We start from the raw sequence: 14,198 nt of genomic DNA, 5'->3' as shown, positions 1-14,198 counted from the left end.
CCCCATTCTTCATTTTGAGAACTGGGCATCATGCTTAACAATTTGCAAATGCGGTATCTGGTGGCGCAGGAAACCGCAAGCCTTGCGCAACTTTCAACTCTGTGTCGGCAGGGGATAACGGCGCCCCACCTCGCTTCGCGTTCATTATCGACAACAATAACCGATATTTGCCGAACCGATAGAGCAGCCTTTTCCTCAGCAAAAGTCTCTGCTATCAGATTGACGTTTTCGTAAACGTCAATCCTCACGGTGTCCCATGGCCCTGCCCCCCATCCTGACGCAAAACCTCAGACTGCCGGTGGTCGCCTCGCCACTTTTCATCATTTCCCATCCAGCCCTGACACTTGCGCAATGCCAAGCCGGCATCGTCGGGGCTTTTCCGGCGCTAAACGCGCGGCCGGAGAGCCAGCTGGATGAATGGCTCGCGAAGATGACCGAGGATCTGGCCGCCCACAATGCGGCGCATCCGGAGCGGCCGGCCGCCCCCTTCGCCGTCAACCAGATCGTCCACATGTCCAATAAGCGGCTCGAGCACGATCTGCGGCTTTGCGTCAAATACGAGGTGCCGGTGGTGATCTCGTCGCTGGGCGCCGTTCCGGAGGTGAACGCGGCGGTGCATTCCTATGGCGGCATCGTCTTGCACGACGTCATCAACAACCGCCATGCCAATTCCGCCATCCGCAAGGGCGCGGATGGGCTGATCGCCGTTGCCGCCGGCGCCGGCGGCCATGCCGGAACACTCTCTCCTTTTGCCCTGGTGCAGGAAATCCGCGAATGGTTCGACGGACCGCTGCTGCTTGCCGGCGCGATTGCCAATGGCGGAGCCATCCTCGCAGCCCAGGCCATGGGCGCCGACATGGCCTATATCGGCTCGCCCTTCATCGCGACCGAGGAGGCACGCGCATCGGACGCCTACAAGCAGGCAATCGTCGAGGGCGCAGCAAACGACATCGTCTATTCCAATTATTTCACCGGGGTGCATGGCAACTACCTGAAGCCCTCGGTCCAAGCGGTCGGCCTCGACCCAGACAACCTGCCGGCCGCCGACCCTTCGAAAATGGATTTTGAGCAGGCCGTCGGCGGCGCCAAGGCCTGGAAGGACATATGGGGCAGCGGCCAGGGTATCGGCGCCATAAAGGCCGTCGAACCCGTCGGCACGCTCGTCGACCGCCTAGAAAAGGAGTACTATGAGGCGCGCGCGCGGCTGGCCATCTGAGCGGGCCCTCGCGATTTTCCACAGCGCCGCTCTTTTTTAGCAAAGACGCGACAGGGCGCTTGAAATCTTCAGGCAATGCCTGTATCAGCGCCATGCAAATCGCGGGCCGCATCGTTCGTCCCAGATTGGCCGCTTTAGCTCAGGTGGTAGAGCACATCATTCGTAATGATGGGGTCGCAGGTTCGAGTCCTGCAAGCGGCACCAATTTTCTACAGTCTTTGCTTAGCGCCCCGCGCTATTTCTCCAATAATCCAATCGTTCGGTCGTGACCGGTTGCAGGACGGCATTGCCCATGCCTCACTCTATCAACAAAGCAGAAATGGCATCGTACCGCCGTTTCATTGTTCATGATCCAAGGATAGTCGGCGAGCCCGCCGCCTGATCTATCGACCTCGCCCCAACAGTCATAGGGCGCGTCATCGAGGGATCGGGCGGCTTTGAGCGCACCGGCTACTTCGACTCAAGGCGGCGACGGTTTCTGCAGTCCGTCGCCGCCTGCTTAGCTGGCCTTCGTTTATTTGACGGACCACCGCGAATGCGGTGGATCCACCAGCGTCCAAGAAAAGGGACGGTAGTGACCGAGGTCACCGCCATTCACAAATTAGGCCACCAAAAGAAAACTCCACCCGAATGCACACGATGCGCGAGACCAGTCACGGGCGACCTCAAGATCACAGACCTCACGCGAACTGTTCGTAAACATCGAAGTGGCCTCTAGGCGCAGGCTGTCAATGCTTGAGGCACTTGCGGCCCAGTGCCATTGCCTTGTAGGTTCCCTTCAGATCGACGACAAAGGTTCCCTTGGTTTCAGGAAACACGATCATTTCATATTTCTTCGCTACGTCGCGCTTGAACTCCGGGCTGTCTGTCAAAATGTAGCCTCCCGAATATCCGCCCTTGAGTTCACCGTGGGTGCTGGTGGCAACACCACCATAGAGATGGCCTCCCATGGAGACGAAGACTTCCGAACTGGTCCCGTTCTGAAGGCCGATATCAAGCTTCGAGAATACGCCAAGATACCCCACGTCCTGATTTGCGGTAACGCCCATTTGCACCGAACCGAGACCAAAATCCCGCACGATCAGGCAATCTCCGCGGGTTTGATTTGTATAGACGGTCCAGTCCTCAACCTCCCCATATTTGACAAGCACATCACTTGCCTTGGGAACGGGCGCTTGCGCGTAGGCTGTCATCGCAGACGAAAGCGATACTGACATCGCCGCGATAAGTGTCACGAAGTTTCTCATTGATATCCCTTTTCGTGTGCAGGCTGAATTGTTCTATGGGTGATCTGCGCGACCACCCATGATAACTCGAAAACTCAGCGCTGGAAAAAATGTCCAAGTGCAAGCGGTCGTCAAATTCTTTCGGCACTACTCTGGCGGATTGGCTACCCCCGATGCCGGACACGGAACGAGACCTTCCATCCAATCACCACGACCGACATCGGCCGCGAACATATAGGAACGTTCTAAATAAGGAAGACGGAATCGATTCCGGCTTCAAAAAGCATCGATCTCGAAACTTGTCGAAGTTAAACAAAAGACCCCAGCGTATAGCCTCGCCGGAGTCTTTTTGTTGATCCGAGGACGCTCCTGACATCATCAAGGCAGGTTGATGATGTCCCGTTTGTGAAACCCCGCGCCACAACTCCCAATCGGGCCGTCGTGTTCGCAACACGCGACTCTCCGACCTCTCTCGCCCTGGGTGCAGTGGCTGGTGCTTCAGACCACCGCAGGACTATTCTGCGGCGATCTCGCCTCTCCCCAGCCTTGAACGCCAGTATTCGACAAGCCATTCATGCGCGGCCTTCGCCTCGGCTTCCAGTGGGCAATGTTGACCTCGAAACTTCTCTGCCGGCAATTCCAGGCATCCGCCGCTATGTGTCGGCTCGTAGTTCAATCTCGTTCTGGAACCCCTCGCGCACTGCGACTGCTTGGACAGCTCTCCCGCGAAGATTGGCTTCTCCCCAGTCCCGAAGCAGTTCGACAACACCATGATGGATCACGGCCCCTAAAAAGGTCGGTGACGCGCGTCCAGGAGTTGATCGATCTTCCTCTAGAGCCGTGGAAGCTGCTCGCGGACTGCCTCGGGATCGAGGACCTTGATCTCGGCCACAAACGCCGCCTTCTGCTCATTGCCTCAAGCCTGGCTTCCAATTCAGCTAAGCCGGGGGCGCTTTCCGAGCGGGAAACGGTGCCCTTCCGTTCCCCGTCTTTGTACTACATGACGACCGACGGGACGTAATGCCAACTTCGTTCGCGTCCGTCCACAGACGTTCAGCTCCGTTCCCCGAAGTATACGAATCTTCTTATGGATGGATCATTTCGTCAACGGCGACGCTATTTCACGACAGGGTCGCCGGCAGCTTTCCAAACCCGTTCGACGCGTTGGAATATCTCGGCGGTCGGTAGCCGGTACTCGCCGGCCTTGGCGCGCGACAGCGTGGGGTTTCCTTGGCGATCGATCGCAACGATTGGCCGGTCAATACGAGCGAGCTTTTCCAAGTCGCCGCACAGCACCTGACGTAAGAGCTGCTCGACGCCAGCCAAAAAGCTGGGAGGGGTCCACGCCATATGCTCGGGCGACTGCACATACATCCGCGCCAAGGACCAGCGACTCTTCACGGGTCCGGGCCTTTTCCGCATTGGACCGAAACTTCGGCTTTCGCCGCTTCCGAACCGGCTCCGCCGTCAGAACTTCGAACGTCCGGACATGATTCACATCGTCACTCATAGGACTCCCGCATGATTCACGCAGAAAATGAGCGAAATCGAGACACCACGCTACGTGGGGTTGCCTACGCACTTACGTTGCAGTGCGTTTTCCGCACCGCGCTGATGCAAACATATCAGGCGACAATTTCAACGCCTCACCTCAAGATCTGAGCATGCCGGCTTTTATGATGCCAACTGCACAGAAAGCAGCACTCTTAAGTAAAAAAATACCACAGGGGAATATTATGCTTGTTATAGCCTTGCCACCCCGGAAATCATTAGTTGCAATCCCGCTTGCATTCAGCACGATATTTATTTTCGGTGTTGTCCAATCCTTTGCGAATCAAATAGTTGACACGGAGACTACACGCTATTGCGAGAACATTTCGCAATCGATGAGTTCGGTCGTCATAGCTCAAGTAGGAAAAACCAGAAAGACTGAAGCAACTGGATTTGTGGCGCCGCCGGCGACGATCATCCGCAAACGACTAACAGGGACAACCACCAGCCCAACTGAGCCTGTCAATTATATTCGCTGCTTGCCTCCACCAAGATAAAGTCAGAGGCCAAATCGATCGGTTAGATCGCCACAAATTTGTTCCATAAATCTAACCACGGCTACCGGAGGATTGCGCCCGCGCAGGTAACCTACGGATAGTCGCCCGGCTTCCACATCACGTGGGTCCAAGGGTCGATAGACAAGGCCTTCACTTGGTCGCACCGGCAGGCTGATCGGAATGTGAAACGTGAGCAGGTCTTCGTATAACGCTAGACCCCGAAGAAACTCGAAGCTGTCGGCTTCGATGACCATGTTAATGGCGAAAGAACCTCGCATGAGTGCTCGGTCGATTAGGTACCGGACACCATAATTGGATTCTGGTAACGCAACCGGATATTGCGAGCAGTCACTTAGGCGGATCATCTCGTTCTTTGCCAGGGGATGGGTCTCACGCATCAGACACCAAATGGGCTGGTGCACAGATAGAACATTGTGGAACACGCTTAGATTCACTGGCTCCAGGACAATAGCAAGATCGGCGGAATGGCCTTGCAGGGCGATCTCCGCCGCCTCCCTGTCGCGAAGGTGAACGCTGAAAGTCACGTCGGGATGGGCCTTCCTGTAGCTCGATATCTGTTGCGGCAGGAAGTGGGGAAGAAGCGCTTGGCTACAAGCAATAGAAACATGCCCGCGCCGCAGGCCAGAAAGATCAACGATCTGAGAACACAGATGCTCATGCTCTGAAAGCTGGTTTTGCATGTGCTGAAGAATGAGCTCACCCGATGAGGAGAGCCGAAGGCCCCTTGGCAGGCGTTCGAAAATCAGGACGCCAAAATCCTCTTCCATCGCTAAAAGCCTTCGGTTCAAGGCGGTCGAACTTATGCACAGGATCTCGGATGCCTTACGGATGGAACCCGCGCGCGCAATGGTGACAATATCTTTAAGGGGAGCCAGATGACGCATTGCTGAATTTCCATTCTTTTGGTCCAGCACAACAGGGACAGATTTTGCCAAGTTGCTGACAATTATGGCGGTCGTCAGCTGAATAGAATGCAACCTATCTACATTTCTGGCCTATGCAACGCAGTCTTTCTACCCAACCCGAAGCATACTATGGGTGTTGTCACATAAACGCGGCATCAGTAAATTTAGAAACGAGACGGTCGTATGAATAGTTCTGCTGTCAGCTACAAGCGCCACCGTTTTTTTTGTAACAGATCATCTCGAATTCTGTCTGGCTGTATTTCAGGTTTACGCTGCGCTTAGTCCTTTGTTGATGAAATGCTGCTGGAGCGTGGCGTTACCTCAGTGAACTCTGAAAATATGCTTGGGCATTCCAATTATTTGCTGCCAGATGCCACAGCAGCTGTGGTCGCCGCCAGCACAGCTAACGCATTGGTTCCGATGACCCGGCCCCTGGTCTCGGCGCTCAGGAGCACGCGGACCAGGGCGGCGCGAATGCCAGTCTTAACGAGGATGCGCTGTATTGGGTGGGCAACGTGTTGACGCTGACCCCGAGCTGATCGGAGACCAAGGCGAGGGTCCTGGCCATCAACGATCAGGCGCGAAAGACGGGTTTGCGCCGGCGAAACGCTGTAGACCCCCTGCGCGCCCGTGATGCGGCGGCGAGCGTTTCGGCGTCGTCGAAGGAGACTAGCGCCTTTCCGTCCTCGAGTTGCACCCAGCAGTAGAGCGGCACTCCCGCCGTGCCATCGCCAAGCGCCACCGCCCGGGCTGTTTCGGCACGCCGTTCAGCGGCCGCTGACTCCACAGCTCGTTCACCCACGCTTGCCGTCACCAACAGACGCGTCGGTCTGGCGCTTTGCACGGATGCTATGCACCAAGCGCTTTTGTTTATTCGTCCCATGGTTTGTCGATGTGCTAACCAAGTGGATAGCAGTTTTGATGACTCCTACCCCTCAACATCCGCTTGGTTTGCCCTAACATTGGATCGCACGTTTGAACCTGACAACGCTCATACGACGGTGAGCAGCCTCAAATCCCTGACGACTCGATGTGCCTAGGCAAACCAGAGCTACACTCAGAACCGCCCTGGCTATCGCGATCGTGCCCCGGTGCTTCAGTAAGCAAGCGCGCAGCCGTCCTTGCGCGGGTCCGAGCCGGCCTGCAGTACGCCGTTGGTCGCGTCGATCATGATCGCCTGGCCACCGCCATGGGGCATCTCGGCTATCTTGATCTCGTGGCCTAAAGTCGCGAGGCCGTTCAGCACATCCTCGCGGATGCTACGCTCTGCCTCGAAGCTGCCCATCTGGTGGAAGCCGCGGGCACAGTCGATGGCTTCCTGCACATTCATGCCAAAGTCGAGGATATTGGTCAGTACATGGCTTTGGCCGACCGGTTGGAAGCCGCCACCCATCACGCCGAAGCAGAGCCAGGGATTGCCGTTCTTCATGGCCATCGCCGGGATGATGGTATGCAGCGGGCGCTTCCATGGTGCCACACAATTGGGATGCGCGGGATCGACGCGGAAGCCGGCACCACGGTTCTGCAACAGCACCCCGGTCTTCGGGCTGCTCAGGCCGGTGCCAAAGGGCCAGAACAGCGAGTTGATGAAGGAGCAGGCATTGCCCTGCTGGTCGACCACACTGATATAAACCGTTTCGCGACAGGTGGTGTCGCCGGCCGGGCCTAGCGCCGGCATGGCTTTCTTCAGATCTATGCGGGCGCGCAACTCGTCGGCGAAGGCGGCCGAGAGCAGCTTATGCACCGGCACATCGGCAAAGGCGGGGTCGGCCACATACATGTCGCGCGCCTGGAAGGCGAGCTTGGTCGCCTCGGCTTCGATATGGAAACGTTCGACGCCGACCGGATCGTATATGCTCAAGTCAAAGCCGCTCAGGATGTTGAGCATCAGCAATGTCGTGATGCCGACGCCGTTCGGCGGGACCTCCAGCAGCTCGATACCGCGATAGGTCGTCGAAATCGGCTCGACCCAGAATGCCTCTTGCGTGGCGAAATCCTCCAGCGCGTGCATGCCCCCCAAGCTACGCAAGTGGGCCACCATGTCGTCGGCAACCCAGCCTGTATAAAAGCCGTCGCGACCTTCAGCAGCGATCGCGTGGAAGACTTTCGCATGCTCGGGTTGGTGGAAAACCTCACCGGCCTTCGGGGCGCGGCCGCCGTCTTTCAACCACATGCGCGCGGAATTGGCGTCCGCCTTCAGCTTGTCTTCGTTGCGGCTCCAATCGGTGGCGACACGCTCGGTCACTGCAAAGCCTTCCTCGGCGTGGCGAATGGCGGGCTGCAGCAGCTCAGCCAGCGGCATGGAGCCGAAACGCTGGTTCAGCTTGCACCAAGAATCGATCGCGCCGGGGATGGTGACGGCATGCACCGAAGTCAGCCCGATTTCTTTCAGTCCCTGCGTCAGCAGATGCTCGACGGTGAGGCCCTTGGGCGCGCGGCCCGAGCCGTTCAGGCCATAGACCTTGCCGCCCTTCGCAGTGTCGGTACCAGCGGGGGCGAAGAGAACGAAATTGTCGCCGCCAATACCGGTCGAGCCCGGCTCGACCACGCATTGCACGGCGCAGGCGGCGATAGCAGCGTCAGCGGCGTTGCCGCCGCGGCGAAGGATCTCGATGGCCGTGAGCGTGGAAAGAAAGTGCGAGGTGGCGGCGGCGCCGTGCCGGCCCATGACGACGGAACGGCCGGGCATGTGCAGGTCACGCATGGAACTCGAACTCCGGGAGACTCAGGGAAACTCACCGGAGCCTATGCCCATGCCGGCTGGATGGAAAGTCAGGTGATAGGAAGCAGTCTCAGGGCACGGTGTGGGTTCGGATCGCGGCGTACAGTCTTCGCCGTAGATTGGATAATCGCCAAAGCACTAAATTTCACTGTTTATGTACACGCAAAAAACTTAACTTATTGATGTCGTTGACTGGAGCACACCCTTCGCAAGGATGGGGTCGCAGGTTCGAGTCCTGCAAGCGGAACCATGTTCCCCTCGCAGGGTCAGAGCCCCGCGCGAAAGCCGAAGCTATGTAAGGGCAAGGTCTTCACGAAAAGGTATTCATCAGACGCCGCTTGCCGCGGTACTCAATAACTGCACGAACGGCCGTCGTTGGGTCGGAATCCATCCGCACATGCCAGGTTCATCGAATCGCCCGGCTGATAGCCTGATGCCGAGCCCATTGAATTCGGGGGGGTCGCGCACGCGGACGTGAGTGCCGAAAGACTGATCAGCGCTCCTGCTGCTACAAATACCCGAAATCTGCTCATCTATGCTTCTCCTTGCCAGGCGTTTGCGCCGCAAACAGCAATCTATCACGCGGAAACAATCGCATGCCAGTGCATTGCGCACACAGTGCCGGGGGCGACGCGGACCCTTCTAGTTGTAGACATTGGGGCCCCGATACCGTGGGCCAGACCAAGGCGGTCATTGCCGGCAACGCCAAATCAAGCCATTTTTTCCAAGTCGGCGAGCTTGAGGCCGTATTTGAGCGGCTGGCCCTTCAGCAAGCGCTCGATCTCATCTATTGCCATTTCACCCAGCCGCGTGCGTTCGAGGCCGACTGCGCCTGCGATGTGCGGGGTCAGAAAGACGTTCGGCAGATCGTAAAAAGCAGATGGCGGGTCGGGTATCTCCGGATCCGTCACGTCGATGATCGCGTCGATCCGGCCGGTGGAAAGCGTCAACAGGAGCGCCACCTCGTCGATGATGGCGCCCCGCGCAGTATTGATGAGCGTTGCTCCGTCCTTCATCAGTGCCAGTTTCTGGGCATCGATCATATGGCGTGTCGAGGGCAAAGACGGCGCGTGCAGCGATACGATGTCCGCGTTGCGCATGAGCGTATCAAGATCCGCTTTCTCCACGCCGATCGCCGCGCATTCCGTTGTGCTCAGGGTGGGGTCGAAGAGCAGGACCTTAAAATCGAACGGCTTCAGCAGCTCGATGACGCGGCGGCCTATGCGGGAAGCACCGACGATGCCGACGGTCCGGCCGTAATTGCCGATTGCGAGCCGCTGCATCGAATAGGTTCGGTCCCGATTGCGATCTGAAGTGTAGAACTCGCGGAACCGGAAGACCTGTTTGCCGGCAAAGAGAATGGCAGCGAGCGCAAACTCGGCAACCGGCACGGAATTGGCTTCGGCCGCATGACTGACGGCAATGCCGGCCTCGAACACCTCGTCTCCGATGATGCCTTTCACCGTTCCCGCAGCATGGGCGACGATCTTCAGACCTCCGGCGGCCGAAAGCACGTCGCGACCGACATAAGGAGCACCCCAGCCGGTGATCAGGATCTCCGTCTCGGGCAGGAGCCGCCTGGCGCGCTCGTCTTCAAAGGTCTGCAAAGGCTCACGGTCCAGCAAACGGCCCAAGGCGTCCAGACGATCAAGCAGACGATCCGGCAGGACGTGCTCGGTCCGGCCCGGCTTCATGGCAAGCACTATGCCCGGACGGTTCATGGCATCTGTCCCGGCGCTTCTATAGCGCTGACGGTGACGCCCTCTTTGGCCACCTTGGCTTCAAGCGCGGAGATAGCTGGTGCTGCCGGGCACTTCGTCCATGCGCCGGAAACGGCCGCCGGATCGTCGATTGCCAGCACAGCCGTCAGCAGGATTGTTTCACCCGCGGGGATCTCGCCGCGTAGTTGCGGCACCAGCGTCTTTGCGACGATTATGTTAGTGTTCGGCAACGCTTTCTGGGCCAGCCCCATGCGCTTCACGCTGGAGCCAAGATCGGCAATGCCGGAGAAATCTGCTTCTCCGATCGCGTGAGCGCCCCCCTCCTCGGCGGCGAACGTATCGAGGTCGAAATCGCGTTTGGCGATCGCGAAGCCCCCTTCGGCGGTCTGCAGGACACGCGGCGAATTGATTCGGTGGACGCGGATGTGCCACGGCGCGGCTGGAACCAGCCACGTCTCGACGGATACATCCTTGAAAGGCGACCACCTGGAATAAAGGATATCGCCCGCGAGTTTCGCCTCGGTGTTCGTCTCGCGCACGCGGTAATGCAATCCGTCATCGCTGAAGGCGAGTGCGGAATCAAAGACCCCGCCGGCGAAACTGCGCTCATCGGCTTCGACGCTGAAGCCGTATCGCGCCGAATATGCGAATTTGGCGTATTTCTCCGTGCCAAACCGCATCTGAAGATTCTCCTGCCCCGACGAGAGCGCCACGACGTCGCCGCCGGCTCGCATCAGAACCATGCCTGGATGGCGCTGCGATGCGACGCCGTCCCGCAGGGCCGGAGCGTTTTCCTTCACGGTCCAGAAGGGGTGATCATCCGGAATGGCCAGCGGCAGGAAGGCCTTGAACGCCCAATAGGGCGAACCCGCCGAGTTGTAGCTCTCCGACATCAGCAGGTTTGGATATCCGAAGCCAATCGACAGGATGCCCTCCCGATTGGTCATCGGCTTATCCCTCCACCAGCGCAGATGATGGAGGCAAAGATGCTTCACCTCTCCCCAAGGGAGCGCTTCCAGGTCGGCAAAAGCGAGCGCCGACCAGAAACCGGCACAGGCAAACCGGTAGGTCAGGCTTCTGCCGAAAGGGATCGTGGCACCATCCGCCGCGAACCAGTTGCGGAAATCCTTGGCAAACAGAACGGCGCGCTCGCGATAGCGCCTGGCGTAGTCGTCATCGACGAGTTTGGAGTAGATCAGCCCATAGAAATGCATGGCGAAGGGAATGTAGTGGTCGACTCGGCGCACGTTGCCGTCGCGATACCAGCCATCGCCGACATAGAATCCCTCAAGCTCTTCGAGATACTGTCTTGTCAGGCTGCGGTCGAATTCGGCACCGACGCGATCGAGGGCGATATCGACGAAGATGCGGAAGAATTTCCAGTTGTTGTCGGCATAGTCGAACTGCCGCGCGTGCTTGAGATAGTTGATTACGTTTCCGCGCGCCCTGTCGCCAAGCGGCGCCCAGATCTTGTCCGGAACGAGCGCGAGCGCAAAACCGAGCGCCGCCAGCTCGACCATGCGCTGGTCGCGGCCGTTGACCGTGCCCCAATATTCCGGGTGATCGGGATCAGTTCCGTTGGCGAGGCCCTCGGCAAAACGCTGCCAGTGGGCAAAGTCGCCCCCTCCGGCACCCAGGGGCGCCAGCCCCCAGAGCGGACGGGCAAAACCTTCGAGGTCGGCGGCCGCCCGATCGAAATGGGCACCCGCGCCGTCCAGCCGAACGCGGGCATTGCCTTCGGAAAAGTAGGGAAGCAGCGGATTGAAGAGGTCGAGGAGGGCGCGACTCATGTCTTCGCGCGTTTCAAGCGGATTGCCTGCTAGCGGATTGGCGCTGGCCGGATCATAGGTCATCTGTATCACTCATCGGTTTTCGGCATTGGCACGGTGCCCCCGGCGACGGGGACGACCGCATGGCATACGTGGCGTGCAGGTGCCGCCCGGTCCCGGAAACGGGCGAGCATCAGGCCAATTGCCTCGCGGCCAAGCGCGGCGCGATCGACCCGCATGGTGGAAAGCGGCGGATCCGTCATCAGGGCACAGGGCAAATCGTCGAAGCCGACGATCGCGAAGTCCTCTGGCACACCGAGCCCCGCCTCGGTCACGGCCTCGAGCACGCCGACCGCAATGAAGTCGTTCATGCAGAAGGCAGCGGTGAAACCCGCGTCCTCGGCGAGTATGGCGGCTGCCAGCTCATGCGCTTCTCGGCTGGCACTCCCTTGAAAACTCATGGGAACGATCCGGCTGTCGGCACCCTCCACGGCTGCGACCGCCGCGTCAAAGCCCCTGACGCGCTCGCGAATGGTATGGCGATGTGAGCCGGTAAAATGCAGGATCTTGCGATGCCCCGCCGCAAGTAGCCGATCGACGGCCTGAAGGGCACCGAAGAAATTCGCCGGCGAAACGCCATCGAGGCGAAGCTGAGGGTCGGTGCCGTTGACAAGGACCACGGGGATTCTTTCTGCCTCGATCCATCGCCGCAAAGCAGGGCTCGGATCGATGCCGACGAGGAACAGTCCTTCCGCCTTGGCGGTCGACATATAGTCGCGAATGACGTCTGGCGTTGCGCGATCCTCTCGAACAAGCCTGACCTCGAAGGGCATTGCGCCATCCAGGGCACCCGCACGCAAGCCCTCGACGATCGATTCGTAAAAGACGCTAAGCCCTCCTGTCATGCCGTCGCTGGCGATGAGTGCAAGGCCGCCGAGTGCCGGTTCTGACGTGGTTTTCGCCTGATAGCCATGTTCAGCAGCAACGCGCAGAATGTGCTCACGAACGATCACGCTAATGCCCGGCTCATTGGCCAGAACGCGAGACACGGTCGCTACGGAGACGCCCGCGGTGGCTGCAATATCGGCCTGGCGCGGCCGCTTCGGTTTGATTTCTCTCATAGAGCAACTGTTATGCAAATTACGCAAATTTGCAAGAGAAAGATATTCTATTGCAAAAATGAATCATTTGCGTAGTCTGGCACCTGAAAGTGCCCGAAAGACGTTGGAGGACGCCAAGGGCATGCAAAAGGAGGATCATCATGCAGATCAATCGACGTTCATTTCTGATGGGTTCGGCCGGCGTTGCAACCGGCCTCGCATTCGGCGCGGCAAGCACCATGCCTGCCTTCGCCGAAGACGCACAACTCCGTGCCATGTGGTGGGGCTCGAACGACCGCGCAAAGCGCACGTTGGATGTCGCAAAGCTTTATCAAAGCAAGACACCAGGCGTGACGATCATCGGCGAATCACTCAGCGGGGACGGCTACTGGACGAAACTCGCGACACAGATGGCGGGCCGCTCGATCGCCGATGTCTTCCAGCTCGAGCCGGGAACGATCTCTGACTATTCCAAGCGCGGCGCGTGCCTGCCGCTCGACGAATTCGTGCCCTCGACGCTTAAGGTCGATGCTTTCGGCAAGGACGTGCTGAAGCTGACGACCGTTGACGGAAAGCTCTACGGCATCGGGCTCGGCCTCAATTCCTTCGCGCTGTTCTTCGATCAGACGGCCTTCGAGAAGGCCGGCATTCCGCTCCCCACGCCTGATCTGACCTGGGACGAATATGCCAAGCTGGCCGTGGAACTGACAAAGGCTGGCGGCAAGGACAACTATTGGGGTGGCCCTTACGGCGCCCGCTACACCTATGTGTTCGATGCCTGGCTGCGCCAGCGTGGAAAGAGCCTCTACGACAACGGCACGCTCGGTTTCGACGTCGAGGATGCCAACGAGTGGTACAGCTTCTGGGAGGAGCTGCGCAAGAAGGGTGGGACAGTGGGGGCCGATGTCCAGACGCTGGACCAGAACACGATCGACACCAACGCGCTGGCGCTCGGCAAGTCGGCGATGGGCATGGCCTATTCCAACCAGCTCGTCGGCTACCAGCTGATCTCGAAGAGCAAGCTGGCCATCACCATGTTGCCGCGCGAGAAGAAGGGCGGTCCCTCGGGGCATTATTATCGCCCAGCACTCATCTGGAGCGTTGGCGCGACGACGAAGAACGGCGAAGCCGCCGGAAAGTTCATCGACTTCTTCGTCAATGATCCGGAGGCCGGCAAGATCCTTGGCGTCGAGCGCGGCGTTCCGATGTCGCCGGCGGTGCGCGAGGCCATATTGCCGAACCTCAACTCGACGGAGCAGGCTACGGTCAGATACGTCAACCTTCTGAAGGATCAGGTTGGCGACTATCCCGCCCCTGCGCCATTGGGATCGACCGAGTTCGACCAGCGTGTGTTCCGCCCGATTGCCGACGAGCTGGCATTCGAGCAGACGACACCCGCTGATGCAGCAGCCCGGCTGGTCAAGGAAGGGAAGGCCACGATCCGGAGCTGAGGGTCGTCGAGCATGGCAC

Annotated in this window: 11 protein-coding genes, 1 tRNA gene and 1 pseudogene; 4 read left to right on the top strand and 9 right to left on the bottom strand. The window is 58.9% G+C overall.

Features of this window, described 5'->3' with window-relative positions; genetic code table 11:
- Positions 1 to 256 precede the first annotated feature (256 nt).
- Both AC1D2R_RS02315 and AC1D2R_RS02310 read left to right on the top strand, forming a co-directional pair.
- Positions 257 to 1,216 (top strand): NAD(P)H-dependent flavin oxidoreductase, encoded by a 960-nt coding sequence (locus AC1D2R_RS02315; protein WP_477964341.1) that lies wholly within the window; start codon positions 257 to 259, stop codon positions 1,214 to 1,216.
- A 128-nt stretch (positions 1,217 to 1,344) separates the two neighbouring features.
- A tRNA-Thr gene (locus AC1D2R_RS02310) sits at positions 1,345 to 1,420 on the top strand.
- 524 nt (positions 1,421 to 1,944) lie between these two features.
- On the opposite strand, the gene AC1D2R_RS02305 is transcribed toward AC1D2R_RS02310, so the two are convergent.
- Both AC1D2R_RS02305 and AC1D2R_RS02300 read right to left on the bottom strand, forming a co-directional pair.
- Positions 1,945 to 2,463 (bottom strand): hypothetical protein, encoded by a 519-nt coding sequence (locus tag AC1D2R_RS02305; RefSeq protein ID WP_477964339.1) that lies wholly within the window; start codon positions 2,461 to 2,463, stop codon positions 1,945 to 1,947.
- A gap of 1,095 nt (positions 2,464 to 3,558) precedes the next feature.
- Entirely contained in the window at positions 3,559 to 3,825 is a 267-nt protein-coding gene (locus AC1D2R_RS02300; RefSeq protein WP_477964337.1) for a hypothetical protein, read from the bottom strand.
- A 281-nt stretch (positions 3,826 to 4,106) separates the two neighbouring features.
- On the opposite strand from AC1D2R_RS02300, the gene AC1D2R_RS02295 reads away from it, so the two are divergent.
- Complete coding sequence (locus AC1D2R_RS02295) at positions 4,107 to 4,490, top strand: hypothetical protein (protein ID WP_477964335.1); 384 nt, start codon at positions 4,107 to 4,109, stop codon at positions 4,488 to 4,490.
- Positions 4,491 to 4,492: 2 nt separating this feature from the next.
- Here the strand turns inward: AC1D2R_RS02295 and AC1D2R_RS02290 are convergent, their stop codons facing one another.
- The 7 genes and pseudogenes from AC1D2R_RS02290 to AC1D2R_RS02260 all read right to left on the bottom strand — a co-directional run bounded on the left by AC1D2R_RS02290 (position 4,493) and on the right by AC1D2R_RS02260 (position 12,749).
- Entirely contained in the window at positions 4,493 to 5,395 is a 903-nt protein-coding gene (locus tag AC1D2R_RS02290) for a LysR family transcriptional regulator (protein ID WP_477964333.1), read from the bottom strand.
- Between the two features lie 446 nt (positions 5,396 to 5,841).
- Positions 5,842 to 6,208 (bottom strand): annotated as a pseudogene (locus AC1D2R_RS02285) (helix-turn-helix transcriptional regulator); the annotation flags it as partial.
- A gap of 304 nt (positions 6,209 to 6,512) precedes the next feature.
- The gene (gene ggt, locus AC1D2R_RS02280) at positions 6,513 to 8,120 is read right to left on the bottom strand and encodes a gamma-glutamyltransferase (RefSeq protein WP_477964331.1); all 1,608 of its coding nucleotides are present in this window, start codon (positions 8,118 to 8,120) and stop codon (positions 6,513 to 6,515) included.
- Between the two features lie 368 nt (positions 8,121 to 8,488).
- The gene (locus AC1D2R_RS02275) at positions 8,489 to 8,671 is read right to left on the bottom strand and encodes a hypothetical protein (RefSeq protein ID WP_477964329.1); all 183 of its coding nucleotides are present in this window, start codon (positions 8,669 to 8,671) and stop codon (positions 8,489 to 8,491) included.
- Positions 8,672 to 8,848: 177 nt separating this feature from the next.
- Positions 8,849 to 9,859 carry a hydroxyacid dehydrogenase gene (locus AC1D2R_RS02270; protein WP_477964327.1) on the bottom strand — a complete coding sequence of 337 codons (1,011 nt, stop codon included), beginning with the start codon at positions 9,857 to 9,859 and terminating at the stop codon, positions 8,849 to 8,851.
- Positions 9,856 to 11,712: a DUF2264 domain-containing protein gene (locus AC1D2R_RS02265; RefSeq protein ID WP_477964325.1), complete on the bottom strand. Its 1,857-nt coding sequence runs from the start codon at positions 11,710 to 11,712 to the stop codon at positions 9,856 to 9,858. The genes AC1D2R_RS02270 and AC1D2R_RS02265 overlap by 4 nt, the downstream gene beginning before the upstream one ends.
- 5 nt (positions 11,713 to 11,717) lie before the next feature.
- Positions 11,718 to 12,749, bottom strand: coding sequence for a LacI family DNA-binding transcriptional regulator (locus tag AC1D2R_RS02260; protein ID WP_477964323.1), 1,032 nt, complete (start codon positions 12,747 to 12,749; stop codon positions 11,718 to 11,720).
- 140 nt (positions 12,750 to 12,889) lie between these two features.
- Here AC1D2R_RS02260 and AC1D2R_RS02255 point away from each other — a divergent pair, with 140 nt between their 5' ends.
- Positions 12,890 to 14,179 (top strand): ABC transporter substrate-binding protein, encoded by a 1,290-nt coding sequence (locus AC1D2R_RS02255; RefSeq protein ID WP_477964321.1) that lies wholly within the window; start codon positions 12,890 to 12,892, stop codon positions 14,177 to 14,179.
- The last annotated feature ends 19 nt before the right edge of the window (positions 14,180 to 14,198 follow it).

It is taken from the genome of Rhizobium sp. P1_C7 (assembly GCF_056406295.1).
The sequence above is the reverse complement of the archived record's forward strand: the minus strand, read 5'-3'. Positions and strand labels throughout refer to the sequence as shown.